At 74.0% G+C, this 20,121-nt stretch carries 22 protein-coding genes; 11 read left to right on the top strand and 11 right to left on the bottom strand.

Annotation, left to right across the window (positions count from 1 at the left end):
- Window positions 1-61: 61 nt before the first annotated feature.
- Window positions 62-2,668 carry a glycoside hydrolase family 9 protein gene (locus MicB006_RS26260; RefSeq protein WP_116509727.1) on the top strand — a complete coding sequence of 869 codons (2,607 nt, stop codon included), beginning with the start codon at window positions 62-64 and terminating at the stop codon, window positions 2,666-2,668.
- Window positions 2,669-2,712: 44 nt separating this feature from the next.
- A complete protein-coding gene (locus MicB006_RS26255; RefSeq protein ID WP_069089914.1) occupies window positions 2,713-3,033 on the top strand; it encodes a multidrug efflux SMR transporter in 321 nt (106 codons plus the stop codon).
- A gap of 12 nt (window positions 3,034-3,045) precedes the next feature.
- On the opposite strand, the gene MicB006_RS26250 is transcribed toward MicB006_RS26255, so the two are convergent.
- The gene (locus MicB006_RS26250) at window positions 3,046-3,576 is read right to left on the bottom strand and encodes a DinB family protein (RefSeq protein ID WP_116509725.1); all 531 of its coding nucleotides are present in this window, start codon (window positions 3,574-3,576) and stop codon (window positions 3,046-3,048) included.
- Window positions 3,577-3,889: 313 nt separating this feature from the next.
- On the opposite strand from MicB006_RS26250, the gene MicB006_RS26245 reads away from it, so the two are divergent.
- From MicB006_RS26245 to MicB006_RS26235, 3 genes are all read left to right on the top strand, one after another.
- Window positions 3,890-4,753 (top strand): hypothetical protein, encoded by an 864-nt coding sequence (locus MicB006_RS26245; protein WP_116509723.1) that lies wholly within the window; start codon window positions 3,890-3,892, stop codon window positions 4,751-4,753.
- Window positions 4,754-4,845: 92 nt separating this feature from the next.
- Complete coding sequence (locus tag MicB006_RS26240; RefSeq protein ID WP_116509722.1) at window positions 4,846-6,129, top strand: MFS transporter; 1,284 nt, start codon at window positions 4,846-4,848, stop codon at window positions 6,127-6,129.
- 23 nt (window positions 6,130-6,152) lie between these two features.
- A complete protein-coding gene (locus MicB006_RS26235; RefSeq protein WP_116509720.1) occupies window positions 6,153-6,686 on the top strand; it encodes a GNAT family N-acetyltransferase in 534 nt (177 codons plus the stop codon).
- Window position 6,687: 1 nt separating this feature from the next.
- Here the strand turns inward: MicB006_RS26235 and MicB006_RS26230 are convergent, their stop codons facing one another.
- From MicB006_RS26230 to MicB006_RS26210, 5 genes are read right to left on the bottom strand one after another with little or no spacing between them, the layout of a single operon-like run.
- A complete protein-coding gene (locus MicB006_RS26230; protein ID WP_116509718.1) occupies window positions 6,688-6,945 on the bottom strand; it encodes a UBP-type zinc finger domain-containing protein in 258 nt (85 codons plus the stop codon).
- Window positions 6,942-8,522: a Na+/H+ antiporter gene (locus MicB006_RS26225; RefSeq protein WP_116509717.1), complete on the bottom strand. Its 1,581-nt coding sequence runs from the start codon at window positions 8,520-8,522 to the stop codon at window positions 6,942-6,944. Before MicB006_RS26225 ends, MicB006_RS26230 begins: the two co-directional genes overlap by 4 nt.
- 38 nt (window positions 8,523-8,560) lie before the next feature.
- Window positions 8,561-9,535: a TIGR03885 family FMN-dependent LLM class oxidoreductase gene (locus MicB006_RS26220; RefSeq protein WP_255419508.1), complete on the bottom strand. Its 975-nt coding sequence runs from the start codon at window positions 9,533-9,535 to the stop codon at window positions 8,561-8,563.
- A gap of 32 nt (window positions 9,536-9,567) precedes the next feature.
- A complete protein-coding gene (locus tag MicB006_RS26215; protein WP_116509715.1) occupies window positions 9,568-10,980 on the bottom strand; it encodes an NADP-dependent succinic semialdehyde dehydrogenase in 1,413 nt (470 codons plus the stop codon).
- Between the two features lie 12 nt (window positions 10,981-10,992).
- A complete protein-coding gene (locus MicB006_RS26210) occupies window positions 10,993-11,256 on the bottom strand; it encodes a DUF6343 family protein (protein ID WP_043325060.1) in 264 nt (87 codons plus the stop codon).
- A gap of 173 nt (window positions 11,257-11,429) precedes the next feature.
- Here MicB006_RS26210 and MicB006_RS26205 point away from each other — a divergent pair, with 173 nt between their 5' ends.
- Window positions 11,430-12,023: an antibiotic biosynthesis monooxygenase gene (locus MicB006_RS26205; RefSeq protein WP_073827557.1), complete on the top strand. Its 594-nt coding sequence runs from the start codon at window positions 11,430-11,432 to the stop codon at window positions 12,021-12,023.
- 100 nt (window positions 12,024-12,123) lie between these two features.
- A complete protein-coding gene (locus MicB006_RS26200; protein WP_116509713.1) occupies window positions 12,124-12,966 on the top strand; it encodes a GDSL-type esterase/lipase family protein in 843 nt (280 codons plus the stop codon).
- Between the two features lie 34 nt (window positions 12,967-13,000).
- Here MicB006_RS26200 and MicB006_RS26195 read toward each other — a convergent pair whose 3' ends face one another.
- The 3 genes from MicB006_RS26195 to MicB006_RS26190 all read right to left on the bottom strand — a co-directional run bounded on the left by MicB006_RS26195 (window position 13,001) and on the right by MicB006_RS26190 (window position 14,848).
- Window positions 13,001-13,711: an EcsC family protein gene (locus MicB006_RS26195; protein ID WP_116509712.1), complete on the bottom strand. Its 711-nt coding sequence runs from the start codon at window positions 13,709-13,711 to the stop codon at window positions 13,001-13,003.
- 39 nt (window positions 13,712-13,750) lie between these two features.
- Window positions 13,751-13,897 (bottom strand): hypothetical protein, encoded by a 147-nt coding sequence (locus MicB006_RS32090; protein WP_166456378.1) that lies wholly within the window; start codon window positions 13,895-13,897, stop codon window positions 13,751-13,753.
- Window positions 13,898-13,990: 93 nt separating this feature from the next.
- Complete coding sequence (locus tag MicB006_RS26190; RefSeq protein WP_073827554.1) at window positions 13,991-14,848, bottom strand: peptidase M23; 858 nt, start codon at window positions 14,846-14,848, stop codon at window positions 13,991-13,993.
- Between the two features lie 393 nt (window positions 14,849-15,241).
- On the opposite strand from MicB006_RS26190, the gene MicB006_RS26185 reads away from it, so the two are divergent.
- The 3 genes from MicB006_RS26185 (at window position 15,242) to MicB006_RS26175 (ending at window position 17,418) form a co-directional block, all read left to right on the top strand.
- Window positions 15,242-16,162, top strand: coding sequence for a proteasome assembly chaperone family protein (locus tag MicB006_RS26185; RefSeq protein WP_116509710.1), 921 nt, complete (start codon window positions 15,242-15,244; stop codon window positions 16,160-16,162).
- A gap of 103 nt (window positions 16,163-16,265) precedes the next feature.
- A complete protein-coding gene (locus MicB006_RS26180; RefSeq protein WP_116509709.1) occupies window positions 16,266-17,063 on the top strand; it encodes an exodeoxyribonuclease III in 798 nt (265 codons plus the stop codon).
- A 40-nt stretch (window positions 17,064-17,103) separates the two neighbouring features.
- Window positions 17,104-17,418, top strand: coding sequence for an antibiotic biosynthesis monooxygenase (locus tag MicB006_RS26175; protein WP_116509707.1), 315 nt, complete (start codon window positions 17,104-17,106; stop codon window positions 17,416-17,418).
- Between the two features lie 178 nt (window positions 17,419-17,596).
- Here MicB006_RS26175 and MicB006_RS32085 read toward each other — a convergent pair whose 3' ends face one another.
- On the bottom strand, window positions 17,597-18,286 hold the full coding sequence (locus MicB006_RS32085; protein ID WP_192900338.1) for a class F sortase: 690 nt from the start codon (window positions 18,284-18,286) through the stop codon (window positions 17,597-17,599).
- A 449-nt stretch (window positions 18,287-18,735) separates the two neighbouring features.
- Window positions 18,736-19,317, bottom strand: coding sequence for a hypothetical protein (locus MicB006_RS26165; protein ID WP_116509704.1), 582 nt, complete (start codon window positions 19,315-19,317; stop codon window positions 18,736-18,738).
- A gap of 83 nt (window positions 19,318-19,400) precedes the next feature.
- Here MicB006_RS26165 and trmB point away from each other — a divergent pair, with 83 nt between their 5' ends.
- Window positions 19,401-20,087, top strand: coding sequence for a tRNA (guanosine(46)-N7)-methyltransferase TrmB (gene trmB / locus MicB006_RS26160; protein WP_116509702.1), 687 nt, complete (start codon window positions 19,401-19,403; stop codon window positions 20,085-20,087).
- The last annotated feature ends 34 nt before the right edge of the window (window positions 20,088-20,121 follow it).

Raw genomic sequence — 20,121 nt, 5'->3', positions numbered from 1 at the left:
TATTGGGAGCGCTCCCAGCTCCCGTGGTCCCCCACCACCCCCGAGCACGGAAGGAACCTCCGTGACCCGATCCCGTCGTCGGCTCGCCGCGCTCGCGGCCACCACGCTGGCGCTCACCGGCCTCTCCGCCGGCCCGGCCCTTGCCGAGGTGCCGCCGGACGCCCCCGAACAACTCCGTAACGGCGACTTCAGCGCCGGTGTCTCCCCCTGGTTCTCCTACGGCACGGGCGACCTCGCTGTCGTCGACGGCCGGCTCTGCACCACAGTCGCGGCGGGCACCGCCAACCCCTGGGACGCCGGCATCGGCCAGGACGCGGTGCCGCTGACGCAGGGCGCCGAGTACGAGCTGTCCTTCGACGTCTCCGCCACCCCCGGCGCGGCCGTCAAGGCGGTGCTCCAGCTCGGCAGCGCCCCCTACACCACGTACGCGAGCGTCGACGCGACCGCCACCGGTACGGCGAAGCGCGTCACCACCACGTTCACCTCCCCGGCCGACAACCCCACCGCCCAGCTGATCTTCCAGGTCGGCGGCAGCGCCGAGGCGCAGACGTTCTGCCTGGACAACGTGTCGCTGCGTGGCGGGGAGCCGGCGCCGCCGTACGAGCCGGACACCGGGCCCCGGGTCCGGGTCAACCAGGTCGGCTACCTGCCCGGCGGGCCGAAGCACGCGACTGTGGTCACCGAGGCCACCGAGGCGCTGCCGTGGCAGCTGAAGTCGGGCAGCGGCGCGGTGGTCGCCAGCGGGCAGACCACGCCGCGCGGCACCGACGCCGCCTCGGCGCAGAACGTGCAGACCGTCGACTTCTCCGCGTACCGCAAGCCGGGCACCGGCTACACGCTCACCGTCGACGGCGAGACCAGCCACCCGTTCGACATCTCCGGCGCGCTCTACGACCGGCTGCGCGCCGACTCGCTGCAGTTCTTCTACGCCCAGCGCAGCGGCATCGAGATCGACGGCGACCTGATCGGCGAGGAGTACGCCCGCCCGGCCGGCCACCTCGGCGTCGCGCCGAACCAGGGCGACACCGACGTGCCGTGCCAGGCCGGCGTCTGCGACTACTCGCTGGACGTGCGCGGCGGCTGGTACGACGCGGGCGACCACGGCAAGTACGTGGTCAACGGCGGCATCGCCACCTACCAGCTCCTGAGCACCTTCGAGCGGACCAAGACCGCCGAGACCGCTGACGGCGGCGCCGCCCTGGGCGACTCCACGCTGCGGCTGCCCGAGCGCGGCAACGACGTGCCGGACGTGCTCGACGAGGCCCGCTGGGAGCTGGAGTTCCTGCTGCGCATGCAGGTGCCGGCCGGCAAGCCGCTGGCCGGGATGGTCCACCACAAGATCCACGACCGGAACTGGACCGGCCTGCCGCTCTCACCCCAGGACGACCCGCAGCCGCGTGAGCTGCACGCGCCGTCCACCGCCGCCACGCTGAACCTGGCCGCCGTCGCCGCGCAGTGCCAGCGGCTGTACGCCCCGTACGACGCCGCGTTCGCCGCGCGCTGCGGCACCGCCGGGAAGACCGCGTACGCGGCGGCCAAGGCGAACCCGGCGATCTACGCCCCGGCCAGCGACAGCACCGGCGGCGGCGCGTACGACGACACCAACGTCAGCGACGAGTTCTACTGGGCCGCGGCCGAGCTGTGGCTGACCACCGGCGACAAGGCGTACCTGGCCGACGTCACCGGCTCGCCGCTGCACACCGCCGACGTGTTCGCCCCGAACGGCGCGTTCGGCTGGCAGAGCGTCGCCGCGCTGGGCCGCATGGACCTGGCCACCGTGCCGAACACGCTGCCCGCGGCGGAGAAGACCCGCATCCGCGAGTCGATCACCGCCGCCGCCGACAGCTACCTGGCCACGATCGCCGGCCAGGCGTACGGGCTGCCGTTCCCGGGCAGCGCCGACGCGTACGTCTGGGGCAGCAACAGCAACCTGGTGAACAACGCGATCGTGCTGGCCACCGCGTTCGACCTGAGCCGGGACGCGAAGTACCGCGACGGCGCGGTGCAGGCCGCCGACTACCTGTTCGGCCGCAACGCGCTGAACATGTCGTACGTGACCGGGTGGGGTGAGCAGCACGCCCGCAACCAGCACAGCCGGATCTTCGGCCACCAGCTGAACCCGGACCTGCCGCGCCCGCCGGCCGGCTCGCTCGCCGGTGGTCCGAACGCCGCGCTGCAGGACCCGTTCGCGGCGAACCTGCTCGCCGGTTGCGCGCCGATGTTCTGCTTCGTCGACGACATCAACTCGTACGCGACGAACGAGGTGGCGATCAACTGGAACTCGGCGCTGGCCTGGCTCGCGTCGTTCCTGGCCGACCAGGGTGACGCCCGCGCGGTGCCGGCGCCGTCCTGCGCGGTCACGTACACCACGCACGGGAGCTGGCCGTCCGGCTTCACCACCCAGGTGACGGTGCGCAACACCGGCACGACGGCGGTGAACGGGTGGAGCCTGCGGTGGGCGTTCCTCGGCGACCAGAAGGTGAGCCAGGCGTGGTCGGCGCAGCTCGGCCAGAGCGGCGCCACTGTCACCGCGAAGAACCTGTCCTGGAACGCGAAGCTGGCGCCGGGCGCGTCCACCACGTTCGGCTTCAACGGCACCGCGTCCCGCTTCCCCAACCCGGATCCGGGGCTGGTCACCCTGAACGGAAAGGCCTGCACGGTCTCCTGACCGAGCTGACCGGCCGCCATCGCAGGACCGGGTACGGTCCTGCGATGGCGTACCTCTTCCTGCTCGGCGCGATCACCGCCGAGGTGATCGGCACCAGCCTGCTCAAGGCCACAGACGGTTTCACCCGGCTCTGGCCCACACTGGGCCTGGCGGTGGCGTACCTGTCCGCGTTCGGGCTGCTCTCGCTGGCGGTGAAGGACATTCCGGTCGGCGTCGCGTACGCGGTCTGGTCCGGCCTCGGCACCGCCGCCATCATGGCGATCGGCGCGGCGTTCCTGGGCGAGCCGCTGAGCGTGGCGAAGGTGGTCGGCGCGGGACTGGTCATCGCCGGGGTGGTGGTGCTCAACCTCGGCGGCGCCCACTGAGCACGGCCCGGCTCAGACCGGCCGCCCCGCCGCGCGCAGCAGCCGCAGCTGCCCGATCTCGGCCACGTTCTTCATCAGCTCGGCGTTCACCCACGCAACCAGGTGCGCCACGGTGAGCCCCGCGTCGGGCGGCCAGGGGTACGCGGACGGCCGGTCCAGGTCGGCCACTGTCAGACCGTCCAGCGCGTCCGTCCACTCCGCTCGCAGCTCCCGCAGCCAGGCGACCGTCTCCGCGCCCGGCCCGGGCCAGCGGATGTCGTCGCGTCCCCGCGCCGGGCGCTGCCGCACGTGGTCGGCCGCGACCGACCACCACCAGCCGATGTGCCAGGTCAGCCAAGCGACGGTGGGCACCGGAACCGGGTCCGGCTCGCTGTCGGCCCAGTCGGGACGCCACCCGCCGGCCGGGCCGGGACGCATGGTCCAGCACAGCTCGGTCGGCTCCCAGAGGAAGTCCGCCGGCTCCAGCCGGTCGAGGTGGTACTCGGCGAGCGCCCAGGTCAGGTCGAACTGCCAGCGCAGCACGCCGGTCACGGAGGCAGGCATCGCGCGATCGTGGCACGGCCCGCGCCCCCGGTCGACCGGTTAACCGCCCTCCCGGCGTGTCGCCTCAAAACAGAAGAGTTACTCCTCGGACGTTATGCCTCTGAGTCATAAATATGACCGACAGGCATAACGCTCGGAAGCTCATCGTTCCCGCGGGAGCTGCTGCCGCGATTAGCGCAGCCAGGCTGGACCGAGCGTCACTTCGGTGCCGCCATATCACCCCGGCCTGCCGAGAATCCGGTGGACTCGCACAGGCACGTGCGCGATCGTGACCCTCGTGGGCGGCGACGCGGAACGTCGGGTGTGGGCGGCAATGCCAGACGGTAGCCGCGACGCGCTCGCTGCGCTCCCGTCGGCGGACCTGCGAACGCTGCTTCTCGGCGTCGCCCGTGACCGCGCCGGGGCCGTCCGTCCGGCGCAGGTGCTGCGGCGCTGGAATGAGGACCGGTTCGTCCGGCCGTCCGCGGCCGACCCCCGTGCGCTGTCCCGGGTGGAAGGGCGGATCTGGTCGTTGTTGCCGCCGGATGTGGCCGGGGTGGAGTTGTCGCCGGTGGCGCCACTCGGCACCTGCGCCGCCGTCGCACCGGTCAGCCAGCACCGCATCGTCTCCACGATGCGCGGCACGGAGGTGGTCAGCGACCCGACGAACGCTCTGGCGGTGGAAGCTGCGGTGCGCCGCAGGCAGGCCGATGAGGTGCACCTGGCCGCGATGCACAGGGTGCTGCGGGCGCAGGACTTCGGGCCTGGCGCCTCGGCCCACTTCCGGCTCTGCGCGCTCGTCTCCACCGCCCGGGACACCGGGTCGGGACGCTCCGAAGCTCGGATGCTCGTCCGGCATCTCGCCTTCTGGCGTGCGGTGCTGGCCGACCTGGTTCCGGCGGCAACACCTCGGCTGCACGTCACGGCCCTGGACGAGATCGTCGGCGACCGGCTCGCCGACACGGTCCGTCCGATGCTCGGTGACGGCCCGGTTCCCCTGCATGACGAGCCCGAGCGGCAACGCGGTCGCGGCTACTACCGAGGTGCGGCGCTGCGGGTCACGGTCCGCGACGGTGAATGGGAGATCGGTGACGGCGGTTTCACCGACTGGACCGCGCGGCTGCTCGGCGACGCCAAGGAGCGCTGCCTCATCTCCTGCCTGGCCACGGAACGCCTCGCCGAGGTGGCGGCTCCCTGAGGCATCCTGTGACGGGCGTCGCCGATTCCGGGGCATCGCTACCGCCGGCCCACATCTAGCGTCGATCGCATGGCCCTCGCCGGACCCCGCTGATGGGACGCGTCTCGCCGCTCCCACCGCCCGGGCCGCTGCGCACGCTGGCCTACGCCACGCTGGTCAACAGCGTCGGCGCGGGGCTGTGGCTGGCCGGCGGGGCGCTCTACCTGACCCGGGACGTGGGCGTCTCCGCCACCTCGGTGGGCGCCGGGCTCACAGTCGCCGGGCTGGTCGGGCTGACCGCGAGCGTGCCGCTGGGCGCGCTGGCCGACAGGTGGGATCCGCGTACGCTCCGGGCCGTCCTCCAGGTGGGGCAGGCGGTCGCCGCGCTGGCGTACCTGCTGGTCGGCTCGTTCCCGGCGTTCCTGGCGGTGGCGGTGCCGGAGGCGCTGCTCGCGGCCGGCAACCTGGCGGTGCGGGCGGCGCTCGTCGCGGCGGTGGGCGGCCCGGACGGCCGGGTGCACGCCTTCGCCACGCTGCGCGCGGTGGCGAACCTGGGCATCAGCGTCGGCACCGCGCTGGCCGGGATCGCGCTCGCGGTGGACACGCACCGGGCGTACCAGGTGCTCGTCGTCGGCAACGCGGCCAGCTACCTGCTCTCGGCGGCGCTGCTGCTGCGCCTGCCACCGCAGCCGGCCGGCGGTGGCGTGCGGCGGAGACCCGGCACGGACGGGGCACCCCCAGCGGCGACCAGGCCGGGCGCGCTGCGGCGCGGCGGGCCGCTGCGGGACGGCTGGTTCCTCGCGGTGAGCGGCGCGTCGGCGGTGCTGAGCACGCACGTGACGGTGCTCGTGCTCGTCGTGCCGCTGTGGACGGTGGACCGGGCCGGCGCCCCGCCGCCTGTGGTGTCGGCGGTGCTGCTCGCGAACACGGTGCTCACCGTGCTGCTCGCGGTCCGGCTGAGCCGGGGCGCGGAGCGAGCCGCGCCGGCCGCCCGGAAGCTGCGCCGGGCCGGGCTGGTGCTCGCGGCGGCGACACCCCTGTACGCCGTGACCGGCGTCCTGCCGGTGCTTCCGGCGGTCGTGCTGCTGCTCGTCGCCACAGCGGTGTGGACGGTCGGCGACCTGTGGCACTGCGCGGCCGGGGCGGGCCTCGCCTACGACCTGGCCCCACCCGGCGCGATCGGGGCCTACCAGGGCGCGGACGGCCTGCTGGCCGGGTCGGCCCAGGCGCTCGGCCGGGGCCTGCTCACGCTGCTGGTGCTCGGCGGCGGTCCGGTCGGCTGGCTGGTGCTCGGCGGGGTCTTCGCCGCCGCCGGGCTGGCCGCCCCGGCGCTGACCCGCCGCGCGGTGGCGAACCGGCCGGCGCCGCAGGCACGACCCGCCGGCGTGCCCGGCTGAGCGCGGTGTAGCAGCATGGCGGGATGACCGACCAGTCCTCCCTCACCATCCGCCCCGGTGGACCCGGCGACGCGCCCACCCTGCTCCGGCTGCTCGACAGCGCCACCGCCTGGCTGGCCGAGCGCGGGCGCACCGACCAGTGGGGCGCCGAGCCGGCGTCGATCGACCCGCGCCGCATCGCCCAGGCCGACGCGTGGGCGGCCGGGGACGGCCTGTACCTCGCCGAGATCGACGCGACGGTGGTGGGCGCGCTGGTGGTGGGCGCGGCGACGGACTACGTGCCGCCGGCCACCGAACCGGAGCTGTACGTGAACCTGCTGGTCACCGACCGGGCGTACGCGGGGCGTGGGGTCGGTGCGCGGCTGCTGGAGTACGCGGCGGAGCGGGCCCGCGAACGCGGCGTCGGCCTGCTGCGGGTGGACTGCTTCCGCAGCCCGGACCGGGCGCTCGTCCGGTTCTACGAGAGCTGCGGGTTCACCGCCACCGAAACGTTCGTCGTGGAGCGGACGGGCCGGGAGCCGTGGACCGGGCAGGTGCTGGAGCGCAAGATCGGCTGAGTCAGCCGATCTCCTCGTCCACGAAGCACCAGCGCCACGACTCCCCCGGCTGGACCGACCGCATTACCGGATGCCCGTCCGACTCGAAGTGCTTCGTGGCGTGCTGGTACGGCGAGGAGTCGCAGCAGCCCACGTGCCCGCAGGTCAGGCAGGCGCGCAGGTGCACCCAGTCCGGGTTGCCGATGGCCACGCAGTCCGGGCACTCGGTCGTGGTGGCGGGCTCGGCAGTGCCCGCCCCGGTCAGGTGCTGGCAACTCATTCGACGACCTCCTGTCGCAGCAGTGACTCCTCCAGATCCAGGTCACGATAGGCGCGGGTGAGCACCTCCTCCGGGATCTGGCCGGAGTCACGGGCGGCCCGGAAGACCTCCCGCTCGGCGTCGATCATCTCCTGCCGCAGGCGCGCGTACGCCTGGGAGGGCGTTTCCCGTTCGGTGCCGCCGAGCCGCTCCCAGGCCAGGTTCGCGCGGGAGGTGACCAGCCCGCGCAGGCGTTCCACGACGGCCTCCGGCGCGGTCCCGGCCAGTTCGTCGAGGCGTTCCCGGGCCGCCCGGCTGGCCCGCTGCTGCACCCCGGCGGCGGACAGCGCGTCCTGCACCGGGTCGTCCGGGGGCAGCCGCAGCCGCCGGGCCAGCCACGGCAGCGTGGCGCCCTGCCCGACCAGCGTCGCCACGATCACTGCGAACGCCAGCCAGATCAGCAGCGCGCGCGGGTACGGCGCGTCGTCGGCGAGGGTGAGCGGCAGGCCCAGCGCGGCGGCGAGCGTCACCACGCCCCGCATGCCGGCCCAGCCGATGACGACCGGGTACTGCACCGGCGGCGCCGCGTCACGGTGACGGATCCGGGGCACGAGCCGGCCCAGGTAGGTCGCCGGGAACACCCAGACGAACCGGGCCAGGAAGACGGCCGCAAGCACCGCCGCGGTGATCGCGACGAGCGAGCCGAACGGCTCCTCCAGGTCGCGTACCACCTCCGGCAGTTGCAGGCCGACCAGCAGGAACACCAGTCCTTCGAGGAGGAACCGGATCAGCCGCCAGAACGCTGTCACCTGCAGGCGGGAGGCGGCGGACATGAGCGTGGGCAGCTTGTGTCCGATGCCGAGGCCGGTCACCACCACCGCGACCACCCCGGAGGCGTGGATCTCCTCGGCGGCGAAGACCACGGCGAACGGCACGATCAGCGACAGCGCGTTGTCCAGCACCGGGTCGGTGGCGCGCTTGTGCAGGTAGCCGAAGACCACCACGCCGAGCAGGCCGACCAGGATGCCGCCGCCGGCCGCGACCACCACCTCCCGGGCCACGTCGCCGGCGCTGACGCCGCCGGTGGTGGCGGTCGCCGCGACGATCGCGACCCGCAGCAGCACCAGCGCGGTGGCGTCGTTGACCAGGCTCTCGCCCTCCAGGATCGTGACGATCCGCCGGGGCAGGCCGACCCGGCGGGCCACCGCGGTGGCGGCGACCGCGTCCGGCGGCGCCACCACCGCGCCGAGGGCCAGGCAGATCGCGTACGGCAGGTGGGGCAGGAACCAGTGCACGACGGTGCCCACCACGAACGCGGTGAAGATGACCAGCCCGACCGCGAGTAGCAGGATCGGCCGCAGGTTGAGCCGGAACGCCGGCACCGACGTCTCCACCGCCGCCACGTACAGCAGCGGCGGCAGGATGCCCACCAGCACCAGGTCCGGTTCCAGCCGCACGTGCGGGAAGAACGGCAGGAAGGACAGCGCGAGACCGAGCACCACGAGCAGGATCGGCGCGAGCAGGCCGAGCTTGCGGGCCAGCGCCGCGCCGAAGGTGGCGATGGCCAGGAAGACCACCACCTCGAACAGAGCATCCACGAGCGTCGAGCCTATGCGCCGCGGCGTCGATGTGTGATTCAGGCGGCGGAGCGCAGCTTCGGCAGCACCTCCGCGCCGAACGTGTCGATGAACGCGCGCTGCTCCTGCCCGACGTGGTGCAGCGCGATCTGGTCGAAGCCCAGCGCCACGTACTCCTCCAGCCAGCCGATGTGCCGGCCCAGGTCGGCGGAGACGTTCACGGTCTCGGCGACCTTGGACATCGGCACGTCGGCGCTGACCACGTCGAAGTGCTCGGGGGTGTCCAGGTCCCAGCAGACCGGCGGGGCGAAGACGTTGCTGCGCCACTGGTCGTACGCGATCGCCTCGGCCTGCTCCTGCTCGGGCGCCCAACTGACGTGCACCTGCAGGTGCAGCGGGCCGCGTCCGCCCGCGTCCCGGTAGGCGTCGATCATCCGGCGCAGGTGCTCGACCGGCGCGTTGACGGTGATCAGCCCGTCCGCCCACTCGGCGCACCACCGCGCGGTGGCGACGCTGACCGCGGCGCCGACCAGTGCGGGCGGCTCCTCCGGCCGGGTCCACAGCTTCGCCCGGTCCACGGTGACGAGGCCGTCGTGGCTGACCTCCTCGCCGGCCAGCAGCGCCCGGATCACGTCGACGCACTCGCGCAGCCGGGCGTTGCGGACGTCCTTGCGCGGCCACACCTCGCCGGTGATGTGCTCGTTGGCCGCCTCGCCGCTGCCCAGCGCGGCCCAGAACCGGCCCGGGTACATGGCGCCGAGCGTGCCGATGGCCTGCGCGATGATCGCCGGGTGGTAGCGCTGGCCGGGCGCGTTCACCACGCCGAAGGACAGGTTCGTGGCCTGGAGCGCGGACCCGAGCCAGGACCAGGCGAACCCGGAGTGGCCCTGCCGCTCGCTCCACGGCGAAAAGTGGTCGGAGCACATGGCCGCGTCGAAGCCGGCGCGCTCGGCGTGGATCACCGCCTCCAGCAGCCGGGCCGGATGGATCTGCTCGTGGGATGCGTGGAAGCCGAACGCCGTCATGGTGGGCACTCCTACCCGTGACGGCGTCCGGCCAATCGCGTCTACTCGGAGTGCGCGCCGGCGCCCGCGCCCGCCTCGCCCTCGCCGATCCACACGGTCTTGGTGTTGCAGAACTCGCGCATGCCGGCGGCGGACAACTCACGGCCGTACCCGGAGTTCTTCACGCCGCCGAACGGCAACTCCGGGTACGAGGTGGTCATCCCGTTGATGAACACGTTGCCGGCGTCCAGGTCCACGGCGAAGCGCTCCTGCTCGGCCGGGTCGTTGGTCCAGGCGTTGGAGCCGAGGCCGAAGCTGGTGCCGTTGGCGACCTCGATCGCCTCGTCGTACGAGCCGACCCGGAAGAGCCCGGCGACCGGCCCGAACACCTCCTCGCTCCACATGCGCATCTCCGGGCGCAGGTCGGTGACCACTGTCGGCGGGTAGTACCAGCCGTCGCCGGACGGCTTCTCGCCGCCGCAGAGCACCGTCGCACCCTGGTCCACCGCGTCGGTGACCTGGGCGTGCACCTCGTCGCGGCCGCGTTCGCTGGCGAGCGGGCCGACGTCTGTGCCGTCGTCCATCGGGTCGCCGACGCGCAGCGCCGCCATCCGGGCGGCGAACTTCTCGGCGAACGCGTCGAAGACGTCGGTGTGCACGATGAACCGCTTCGCGGCAATGCAGGACTGGCCGTTGTTCTGGCAACGGGCGGTGGTGGCCACCTCGGCGGCGGTGTCCAGGTCGGCCGAGGGCATCACCACGAACGGGTCGCTGCCGCCCAACTCCAGCACCGTCTTCTTGATCTCCCGGCCGGCGATCTGCGCGATGGAACGCCCGGCCGGCTCGCTGCCGGTGAGCGTGGCGGCGCGGACGCGGGGGTCGCTGAGGATCCGGTCGACCGCGTCGGAGCCGACCAGCAGCGTGGTGAACGCGCCCTCGGGGAAGCCGGCCCGGCGGAACAGGTCCTCCAGGTAGAGCGCGGTCTGCGGCACGTTCGAGGCGTGCTTGAGCAGGCCGGTGTTGCCGGCCATCAGGGCCGGGGCGGCGAAGCGCATGACCTGCCAGAGCGGGAAGTTCCACGGCATCACCGCGAGCACCGGGCCGATCGGCTGGTAGCGCACGTACGCCCGCTTCGCCTTGACCGCGGCGGCGTCGGCCGGCTCGTCGGCGAGCATCGCCGGTGCGTTGTCGGCGTAGAAGCGGCAGGCGGTGGCGCACTTGGTGACCTCCGCCTTCGCGGCCGCGTACGTCTTGCCCATCTCGGTGGTCATCAGCCGGGCCGTCTCGTCGCGCTCGGCGTCGAGGCGGTCGGCGGCGGCGGTGAGCCAGCGGGCCCGCTGCGCGATGGTGGTCTCACGCAACTGCCGGAAGGCCAGGTCGGCCCGCTCGATCGCGGCGTCGATCTGCTCGTCCGACATCGCGTCGTACGTCTTGAGCACCTGTCCGGTGGCGGGATTGGTGGTGGCGATGGGCATGTCGTCCTCCTGTCACTCGAACAGCGAGTGCCGTACGCCCGGCTCCTCCCGGCGGCGCGCGGCCCGGCGGCGCTGGATCACGACCAGGTCGACCACCGCCACGACGGCGAGGAGCGCGCAGACCACGCCCAGCCAGGCGATGCCGGCGGCGAACGCGAGCACCGCGAAGACGGTCATCACGACCAGACCGAACGTCGCCAGCACGAGCCGCAGGTTCAGGGCGCTGTTCGCGTGGCCGACCGTGCCACGGGCGCGCCGGGGTTGTGATCGGGTCATTCCTGGGGCCTACCCCGGAACGGGCGGGCTAACCGGCCACTACCGGTACGGCCCGGGCCGTACCGGTGATGCGGGACACCCGGCGGGCGGTCGCCGGATGCGGCCGGCGGGCGGGTGCGTTACTTCGGGTGCCGGTTCCGGCGGAGATCCCGCGGGCCGGTGGAGAGGATGGCATGACCACGACGCAGGCCGTACCCGTGACCGTCGCCGTGTCCCGGCGCGCCGACCCCGCGCGTACCGACGAGGTGGTGGCGTGGATGCGGGCCGGGACGGCGCTCGCGGAGAGCTTCCCGGGCTTCCTCGGCGCCGGTTTCGTCCGCAGCGCGCCCGGTTCCGGCGAGTGGCACGTGATGTACCGCTTCGCCGACGCGGACACGCTGCGCGGCTGGGAGGACTCGCCGCAGCGGCGCTGGTGGCTCAGCTCGGCGCAGGGCATCGTCGAGCACACCCGGGTGGAGCGGCGCACCGGCATCGAGGGCTGGTTCGACCCGCCGGTGGACCACGTGGTCGAGACGTTCGGCGAGCCGGAGCCGGCCGCGCCGCCGCGCTGGAAGCAGGCGGTCACGATCTGGCTGGCGTTCTTCCCGCTCAGCCTGGCCGCCACGCTGCTGACCACCCGGTTCCTCGCCGACGTGCCGCTGGCCGGGCGGACGCTGCTGATGACGCTCGTGCTCACCCCGCTGATGACCTACCTGGTACTGCCCCGGATCACCCGCGCGCTGCACCGGTGGCTGCACGGCCGACCTGCGCCGACCCGACAGATGTGAACGACAGTGGTCGATGCCCGATAGCCGACAGAACCGCTTCCGGGGCCCCGCCGGGGCATAGGGTCGACGCGCCCGTTGCCGCCGCCGGACGGGGGAACCGATGCCTCGACGCTGGATCGCCGCGCTGGCCTGCCTGGCGGCGCTCGTCGCGCTGGCCTGTGACGGCTCCGGCGAGGCGTCGCCCCGGCCGTCCGGCACGCCCCGGCCCGGCGAGCCCCGGGTGCTGGTCGCGCTCGGCGACTCGGTGAGCACCGGCTACGGCTCCTGCCTGGTGCTGGTGAGCTGCGAGCGCAACTCCTGGTCGACCGGGGACGGCCTGCGGGTGGAGAGCCTCTACCGGCGGCTGCGCGCCGACGCGCCGGGGCTGCGGGCGTACAACCGGGCGGTGCCGGGGGCCCGCGCGGCCGGGCTGGCCGGCCAGGCCCGGTCGGCGGTACGCGACAAGGCCGACCTGGTCACCGTGCTGGTCGGGGCGAACGACGCCTGCCGGGGCGACGTCGACGACATGACCGCCGTGGCGACCTTCCGGGAACAGGTCGACGCGGCCCTGGGCGTGCTGCGCGAGGGCCGGCCGAAGGCCCGGGTGCTGGTGGTCAGCATCCCGGACCTGCACCGCCTCTGGCAGATCGGGCACACCGAGCCCCGCGCCGTGCGGGCCTGGTCGCGGGGCGTCTGCCCGGCGCTGCTGGCCGACGCCACGTCGACCGCGCCCGCCGCGGTGGCCCGCCGGGCCCGCGTCAGGGACCGGATCGAGGCGTACGACGGGCAACTGCGTGCCGCCTGCCGGGCGTACGGGTCACGCTGCCGCTGGGACGGTGGCGCGGTGCACCGCCACCGTTTCACCCTGGACCAGGTGAACGCGCTGGACTGGTTCCACCCGAACGCGGCCGGGCAGGGCCGGCTGGCCGAGGTGGCCTGGAACGCCTCCGGCTGGGCGAGCTGACCGGCCGCCCCCGGGGGGCCGGCGCAATTGCTGGTCAGGGCTGACGCGGACCGGGAAGCGGCCGGGGACCGCCGGCCCGGTAGAGGGCGCGCGTACGGTCGGCCAGCTCCTTCGTGGCCGACGAGTTGGCCCAGGTGCCGAGCACGATCGCGGCGCCCGGCACGACCTTGGCGAACATCCGCTTGGCGGCGCGCACCCCGGCCATCCGGGCCAGCCGGACGCCGAGCTGGAGCATCACCCGGCCCAGCGCCCGGTCGGCGGCGGAGCCGAACAACGCGCCGGCCCGCTCACGGCCGGCGGCCACCCCGAGCGCCAGGCGGGCGGTCTGGGCGGCCTTGTGCACGCGCTGGAGCACCAGCAGGTCGGTGGCCCGGTCGACGTGCGTCGGGTCGGCGCCGTACGCGGCGGCCACGTGCAGCACCAGCCGGGCCTGGGTCCAGGCCAGCACGCCCACGTCGATCACCGCGCCGGGCAGCCCGGCCGCGCCGGACACCGCGCCGGAGAGCCGGGCGTGGTTGACGAACTTGCGGACCGCCTGGTCGGCCAGTTGCTCGGGCGGGGCGTCCGGCCGCAGGGCCCGCTCCCGGGCGGCCCACTGCGCGGCCTCCGGCCCGAGCCGGCGTACCGCCTCCAGGGCCAGGTGCTCCGGCGCGTACTGCGGGTCCTCCCGCATGCGGTCCCAGAGCTTGGCCGGAGGCCCCTCGGGCACCTCCACCGGCGGAACGGGGGCGGCGGGGTCGGTCACGAAGGGCTCCGAGGGCTCGTGCGGCGGGGGTGACGCGGGTCAGCGCCGGCGCGACTGCAGCCGGGTCGCGATCTGCCGCAGCCGGGCCTGGTTCTCCGGCTTGGACATCTCACGCCGGCCGCGGTCGACCAACTGCTGGCCCCGCGGCGACCGCAGGAAGGCGGTGATCCGTTGCATCAGCGACATGGTGTCCTCCGTCCCGCGGTCCCCTTCATGTGTACCTGGGACCGGCAAGCCCTTGATACCCGAATCACCGCTTCGGCAACCACCCCTCGCGGGTCAGCCCAGGATCTCGGCCACCACCTCGCCGGCCCGCCACTCGTGCTGGGCGTACGCGTCCGGGAACGCCGAGATCTGCACCGCCTGGGCGGCCACGGACAGCGGCAGGTCCTGCCAGCCGGGGATCTCGTCGAGCGCGGACAGGAACGCCTTCGTCGCGTACTCGGGGTCCATGAGCTGCTCGACGGTGCCCCAGCCGCTGCTCGGGCGCTGCTGGAACAGCCCGACCGAGTCGTGGTCCCAGCCGATGGCCTGGTGCGGGTAGTTCTGCGACTCGGGCAGCACCCCGCTGGCGTAGTTGAGCAGCGTGCTCTCCTGCATCGCGGTCGCCACCGCGATGACCAGGGCCCGGCGCGGCACGCCCATCTCCTTGCCGGCCTGCACGATCTTCTTGGCGTTGTTCATCTGGGTACGGTCCAGGCCGGCGACCGGAACGATCTGCCGGGCCGTCTTCGTGGGCTTCGGCTTGGGCTTGGCGGTCGCCTTCGGGCTCGCCGTCGCGGACGGGGCGGCGGTGGACGGCGCGGTGCTCGGGCGGGCGCTCGCGCGGGAGGCGACGTCGGCCTCCGCGCGCTCGGCGACATCCGCCGAGGGCGCCGGGGCGGCCGCGCGCTCCGGCGCGCCGAAGCCGGCCTGGCTGACGCCGACCAGGCCGAGGCAGCAGGCCGCGCCGGTGGCGACCGCGAGCTTCGTCCGGCCGGGCCGGGGGTTCATCGGCGCGTTCATCGGCGCCCAGAAGCGGGTACGCCGGATCAGGTCCCGAAGCCTGGCCGACCGGTTGGTGGAGGGGGTATCGTCCGAACGGTCAGCCGGGCGGCCGGGGCCGTTCGGGTCGTCGAGGGTGCCGTCGCTACGCATCCGACGAGGCTAGGCAGCACAAACCGGGATCATCCAGGCCAGAAGGGTGGCCCTCGTCACACTTTGTGCGGCCCGGGCCGGGCACTCGCGGCCTGCCGCGCCCAGCTGGCGACGGACCTCGGGAACCGGGCGAATCGCCCGCCCGCCATGGGTCGAATCTCCCCCGGCACGAACCTCGCAGGTCTCCCGCTCCCGCCCGATGATCGACTAACTCGTCCGTTCGGACGATCCGGATGTCCGCCGCCGGACCGGGGCGTAGCCGAATCGTGATCACCATCCGGGCATCGGAGGTGTCCGTAACGGAATGGACCACACCCCCCGGTACGTTGGCCGAACCGGGGAGACCGCACGTTCGGCGCTCCCCCGTACGCGTCGACAGGGAGGACCCCACCGGTGCTCGATCCACACGAGCTCTACGAACTCACCGACGAGCTGCCCGAGCTCGGCCAGCCGGTGCTGATCCAGGCGCTCACCGGCTTCGTCGACGCCGGCAACGCCACCCGGCTCGCCCGCGAGCAGCTGCTCACCTCGCTCGACGCCCGGACGATCGCCCGCTTCGACATCGACCAGGTCTTCGACTACCGCTCCCGCCGCCCGGTGATGACGTTCGTCGAGGACCACTGGGCCGACTACGACGCCCCGGCCCTGGAGCTGCACGCCCTGCGCGACGACGACGAGACGCCGTTCCTGCTGCTCACCGGCCCCGAGCCGGACCTGCAGTGGGAGCGTTTCGTAGCAGCCGTCGCCGGGCTCTGCGCGCGCCTCGACGTCCGGCTCACCGTCGGTCTCAACTCGATCCCGATGGCGGTGCCGCACACCCGGCCCAGCGGCGTCACCGCGCACGCCACCCGCAAGGAGCTGATCGCCGGCCACGAGCCGTGGCTGCAGAAGGTGCAGGTGCCGGCCAGCGTCGGTCACCTCCTGGAGTACCGCCTCGGCGAGCAGGGCCGCGACGCCCTCGGGTTCGCCGCGCACGTGCCGCACTACGTGGCCCAGACCGAGTACCCGGCCGCAGCCGAGGCGCTGCTGTCGGCCGTGTCCCGCAGCACGGGCCTGCTGCTGCCGGTCGAGGACCTGCGCACCGCCGCCGAGGCGGTCCGGGTCGAGATCGACCGCCAGGTCACCCAGACCGAGGAGGCGGCCACGCTCGTGCAGGCGCTGGAGGAGCAGTACGACACGTTCGCCCGCGGCCGGGGCGAGAAGAGCCTGCTCGCCGGCGAGACCGGGCCGCTGCCCACCGCCGACGAGCTCGGCGCCGAGCTGGAACGCTTCCTGGCCGAGCAGACCCGCCCCGGCGACACCCCGGAGCGCTAGGCCCGGCGCCGCCCGACCGGCTCCGCGGCGTGCCCGGCTCCGCGCGGTACCTGACCGGCGGGCCGGGCGGGCAAGGCGGCCGGGGATGCGGCAGGCTGGTCACATGCGCCTGGCGACCTGGAACGTCAACTCGGTGAAGGCCCGCCTGCCCCGGCTGCTCGAGTGGCTGGCCACCACGAAGCCCGACGTCGTGTGCCTGCAGGAGACCAAGTGCCCGGACGGGGCGTTCCCGGTCGCCGAGGTCGGCGAGCTGGGCTACGAGGTGGCCAGCCACAGCGACGGCCGGTGGAACGGCGTCGCCGTCCTGTCCCGGGTCGGGCTCGCCGACGTGGCGGTCGGCTTCCCGGGTGAGCCCGGCTTCCCCGAGCCCGAGGCCCGCGCCATCTCGGCCACCTGCGACGGGCTGCGGGTCTGGTCGGTGTACGTGCCGAACGGCCGCACGCCGGACGACCCGCACTACGCGTACAAGCTGGCCTGGTTCGCGGCGTTGCGCGACGCCCTGGAACCGGAGGTGGCCGGGCCCCTGCCGGTGGCCGTCTGCGGCGACTTCAACGTCGCGCCCACCGACGCCGACGTCTGGGACCCGGCGCTGTTCGTCACGTCCACCCACGTCACGCCGGCCGAACGGGCCGCCCTGGCCGCGCTGCGTGACCTGGGGCTGGAGGACGTGGTGCCGACGCCGATGAAGGGGCCGCACCCGTACACGTACTGGGACTACCGGGCCGGGATGTTCCATCAGAACAAGGGAATGCGGATCGACCTGGTGTACGCGAGCGCGTCGTTCGCCCGCGCGGTCCGCTCCGCGTACGTGGACCGGGAGGCCCGCAAGGGCAAGGGCCCCTCCGACCACGCCCCGGTCGTGGTGGACGCCGACCTGGCCCCGGCCGTCGAGACGTTCTGACCGCCCGCTGCCGCGCGGCGGCGCTCGCTAGGGTGGACACATGGCAGTCGTGAAGATCAACGCGATCGACGTCCCGCCCGACGCCGGCGAGGAGTTGGAGAAGCGGTTCGCGGCCCGGGCCGGCGCGGTGGAGAACTCCCCCGGTTTCCTCGGCTTCGAGTTGCTGCGCCCGGTCGCCGGGGAGAGCCGCTACTTCGTCTACACCCGCTGGGAGAGCGAGGAGGCGTATCAGGCTTGGGCGCAGGGCCCGTCCCGGGCCGCGCACGCCGAGGGCGGCGAGCCGCGCAAGCCGGTCGCCACCGGCGCGAACCTGCTGGAGTTCGAGGTCGTCCAGCAGGTCCCCGCCAAGCCCTGACCCGCCCTCCCGGTTGATCATGAGGTTGGCGGCACCCGCCGTCCCTTTTGTCCCCGCCAACCTCATGATCAACGCGCGCAAGGCCCGGCCTCGCGGAGATCTTGGAAGATTCGCGCCCCCATAGGGGCCGTTTCGTACCAAGATCTCCCACGGGCCTGGCGCTCCGGCGCGGGAGCGGTCAGCGAGTGAGGGACGCGAAGACGATCACGTTGTCCTGGTAGCCGGTGCGGCCGCCGACCCACTCGCCGCCGCAGGTGATCAGGCGCAGCTCGGCCGGGCCGGAGTCGCCGTAGACCCGCGCCGCGGGCAGGTTCGCCTTGTCGAAGTACTCGACGCTGTCCACCTTGAACGTGACCACGCTGCGGTCCGCGCGGGTCACCGTGATCCGGGCGCCCGGCTTCAGCGAACGCAACCTGTAGAAGACGGCCGGCCCGCTCTTGGTGTCGACGTGGCCCACGATGATCGCCCGTCCGGGGTCGCCGGGCACCGCTCCCCTGTCGTACCAGCCGGTCTGGTTGTGCTCGGTCAGCGGCGGCACGTCCACCGAGCCGTCCTTCGCCTGCCCCACCGGGGTGACCGGAGCGGTGACCTTGATGGCCGGCACCGACAGGCGTACCGGCCGGCTGGCCGGTTTCCGGGCCGGGGCGGCAGCGCCCGCCGGGGCCGCCGCACTCGACCCGCTCGACTCGGTCGACGCGTCGGCGAAGTCGAACGGCCCCGCCGTACGCCCGAGCCCGGCCCCGGTGGCGAACACACCGATCAGCACCAGCACCACGGCCAGCGGCTTCGTCCACGAGCCCCGGCCCCGTTCGGCCGGCGACGCCGGTGGCGGCTGGACCGGTGGCGGCCCGGCGGGCCGCGGACGCAGGGCCCGCGCATCGGCCGACGGCGGATCCCATGGGCGCGACGCGGCGGGCGGAGGCAGCCACGGCCGCGACCCGGAGACCGGTACGACGGACGATCCCGTCCCGGGCGCCGGATCCGTGCCGGAGGCCGGGGCGCCGCCCGGCCGCGAGCCGGAGACCGGTACGACGGACGATCCCGTTCCGGCGGCAGGCACGTCCCCCGAGCGCGAGCCGGCGCGGGGAGCGGCGGCCGGATCAGCCCGGGACAGCCGGGCCGCATCGGTGGACGGTGCGGAAGGGCCGGTCCGGGACAGCCGGGCCGCGTCGGTGGACGGCGCGGCGGGAGGACCGGTCCGGGACGGGCGGGCCGCGGTGGTCGGCGGCGCGGCCGGAGGGGGCAGGGCAAGGAACGGCCAGCCGGAACGCCGGGACCCGGCGGGCGGCGGAACGAAGTGCTCGGCCATGGCGGGCCTCAGCGTCCGGCGGCGCCGCGGGCGTGGCGGCGGGACGCGGCCACACCGAGCCCGGCGCCGACCATGGTCACCGCCAGCCCGACCGGCACCAGCAGGCCACCGAGGCCGGGACCGGCGGTGCCGCCGAACCCGGTCGCCGGGCCACGGCTGGGCAGGTGACTGGGCCTGTGGGTCGGCTGCCGGGTGGGCTGCCCCTGCTTGACCACCTGGAGCATGGTGGAGGCGGTCTCCCCGCCGGGGCACTCCAGCTTGACCCGGTAGTTGCCGGGCCGGGTGCGCTCGTGCACCATCGGCGAGGCGGTGAGCAGGCCGCGCTGCGGCTGCACCTGGATCTTGCCGAACGCGTCCGAGGTGACGATCGCCGGCACCGTGTTGTTCCGGCAGCTCGCCCGGATGCCGACCAGGTAGCCGGGCGACACGGTGCCCGGGGTGACCTCCACGAAGATCACGTCGGCCGGGGGCTGTTCCGGCACCGGCTCGGCGGCGCGCGGCGCGGCCTGGGCGGGCACCGCGCCGACCAGCGGGGCGGCGCACGCGGCGACCGCGACCAGCAGCGCCTCACGTACCCTGAACGACCCCATGACCCCTCCCGGCGTACGGGATGAATCCTCTCACCCCCGGCCGCACATCACATCCGATCCGGGTGGCGTAGGCTCGGGTCGTTGTGACCCTCACCGACCTCCCCGCCGCCCGCATCCGCACCTTCCATCCGCGTCGCGGGCGGATGAGCGAGCGGCAGCGCGACGCGCTGGACCGGCTCTGGCCCGCGTACGGCCTCAGGATCGCCACCCTCGACGGGCCGTACGATCCGGCGGCGCTGTTCGGACGGCGGGCGCCGCTGGTGCTGGAGATCGGCTCCGGCATGGGCGACGCCACCGCCGCCATGGCGGCGGCCGACCGGGACCGACACTATCTGGCGGTCGAGGTCCACACGCCGGGAATCGCCAACCTGCTTGAGCTGGTCGAACGGCACGGTCTGGACAACGTGCGGGTGGCCGAGGGGGACGCGCTGGACCTGGTCCGGGCCATGCCGGAGGGCTGCCTGGACGCAGTGCACGTCTACTTCCCCGACCCGTGGCCGAAGACCCGCCACCACAAGCGGCGGATCATCGCGCCGGCGCACGTGGCGCTGCTGCGCTCCCGGCTGGCGCCCGGCGGCACGTTGCACTGCGCGACGGACTGGGCCGAGTACGCCGAGTCGATGCGCGAGACGCTCACCGCCGACCCGGAGCTGGTCGACGTGCACGGCGGCTACGCGCCCCGGCCCGGGCACCGGCCGGTGACGAAGTTCGAACGCCGCGCGCTGACCGCCGGCCGGGAGGTCTTCGACCTGATCCACCGGCGGCGCTGAAGCCGGTGCGCTGAACCCGGTGCGCTGAACCCGG

Origin of the sequence: Micromonospora sp. B006, assembly GCF_003408515.1 — a bacterium.
Lineage (GTDB): Bacteria > Actinomycetota > Actinomycetes > Mycobacteriales > Micromonosporaceae > Micromonospora > Micromonospora echinospora_A.
This window is presented reverse-complemented; position numbering and strand designations above follow the sequence as displayed.

Coding starts and splice junctions, on each gene's coding strand:
- MicB006_RS26255 (WP_069089914.1), top strand. CDS start 2,713: ATGGCGTACCTCTTCCTGCTCGGCGCGATCACCGCCGAGGTGATCGGC.
- MicB006_RS26250 (WP_116509725.1), bottom strand. CDS start 3,576: ATGCCTGCCTCCGTGACCGGCGTGCTGCGCTGGCAGTTCGACCTGACC.
- MicB006_RS26245 (WP_116509723.1), top strand. CDS start 3,890: ATGCCAGACGGTAGCCGCGACGCGCTCGCTGCGCTCCCGTCGGCGGAC.
- MicB006_RS26240 (WP_116509722.1), top strand. CDS start 4,846: ATGGGACGCGTCTCGCCGCTCCCACCGCCCGGGCCGCTGCGCACGCTG.
- MicB006_RS26235 (WP_116509720.1), top strand. CDS start 6,153: ATGACCGACCAGTCCTCCCTCACCATCCGCCCCGGTGGACCCGGCGAC.
- MicB006_RS26230 (WP_116509718.1), bottom strand. CDS start 6,945: ATGAGTTGCCAGCACCTGACCGGGGCGGGCACTGCCGAGCCCGCCACC.
- MicB006_RS26215 (WP_116509715.1), bottom strand. CDS start 10,980: ATGCCCATCGCCACCACCAATCCCGCCACCGGACAGGTGCTCAAGACG.
- MicB006_RS26210 (WP_043325060.1), bottom strand. CDS start 11,256: ATGACCCGATCACAACCCCGGCGCGCCCGTGGCACGGTCGGCCACGCG.
- MicB006_RS26205 (WP_073827557.1), top strand. CDS start 11,430: ATGACCACGACGCAGGCCGTACCCGTGACCGTCGCCGTGTCCCGGCGC.
- MicB006_RS26200 (WP_116509713.1), top strand. CDS start 12,124: ATGCCTCGACGCTGGATCGCCGCGCTGGCCTGCCTGGCGGCGCTCGTC.
- MicB006_RS32090 (WP_166456378.1), bottom strand. CDS start 13,897: ATGTCGCTGATGCAACGGATCACCGCCTTCCTGCGGTCGCCGCGGGGC.
- MicB006_RS26190 (WP_073827554.1), bottom strand. CDS start 14,848: ATGCGTAGCGACGGCACCCTCGACGACCCGAACGGCCCCGGCCGCCCG.
- MicB006_RS26180 (WP_116509709.1), top strand. CDS start 16,266: ATGCGCCTGGCGACCTGGAACGTCAACTCGGTGAAGGCCCGCCTGCCC.
- MicB006_RS26175 (WP_116509707.1), top strand. CDS start 17,104: ATGGCAGTCGTGAAGATCAACGCGATCGACGTCCCGCCCGACGCCGGC.
- MicB006_RS26165 (WP_116509704.1), bottom strand. CDS start 19,317: ATGGGGTCGTTCAGGGTACGTGAGGCGCTGCTGGTCGCGGTCGCCGCG.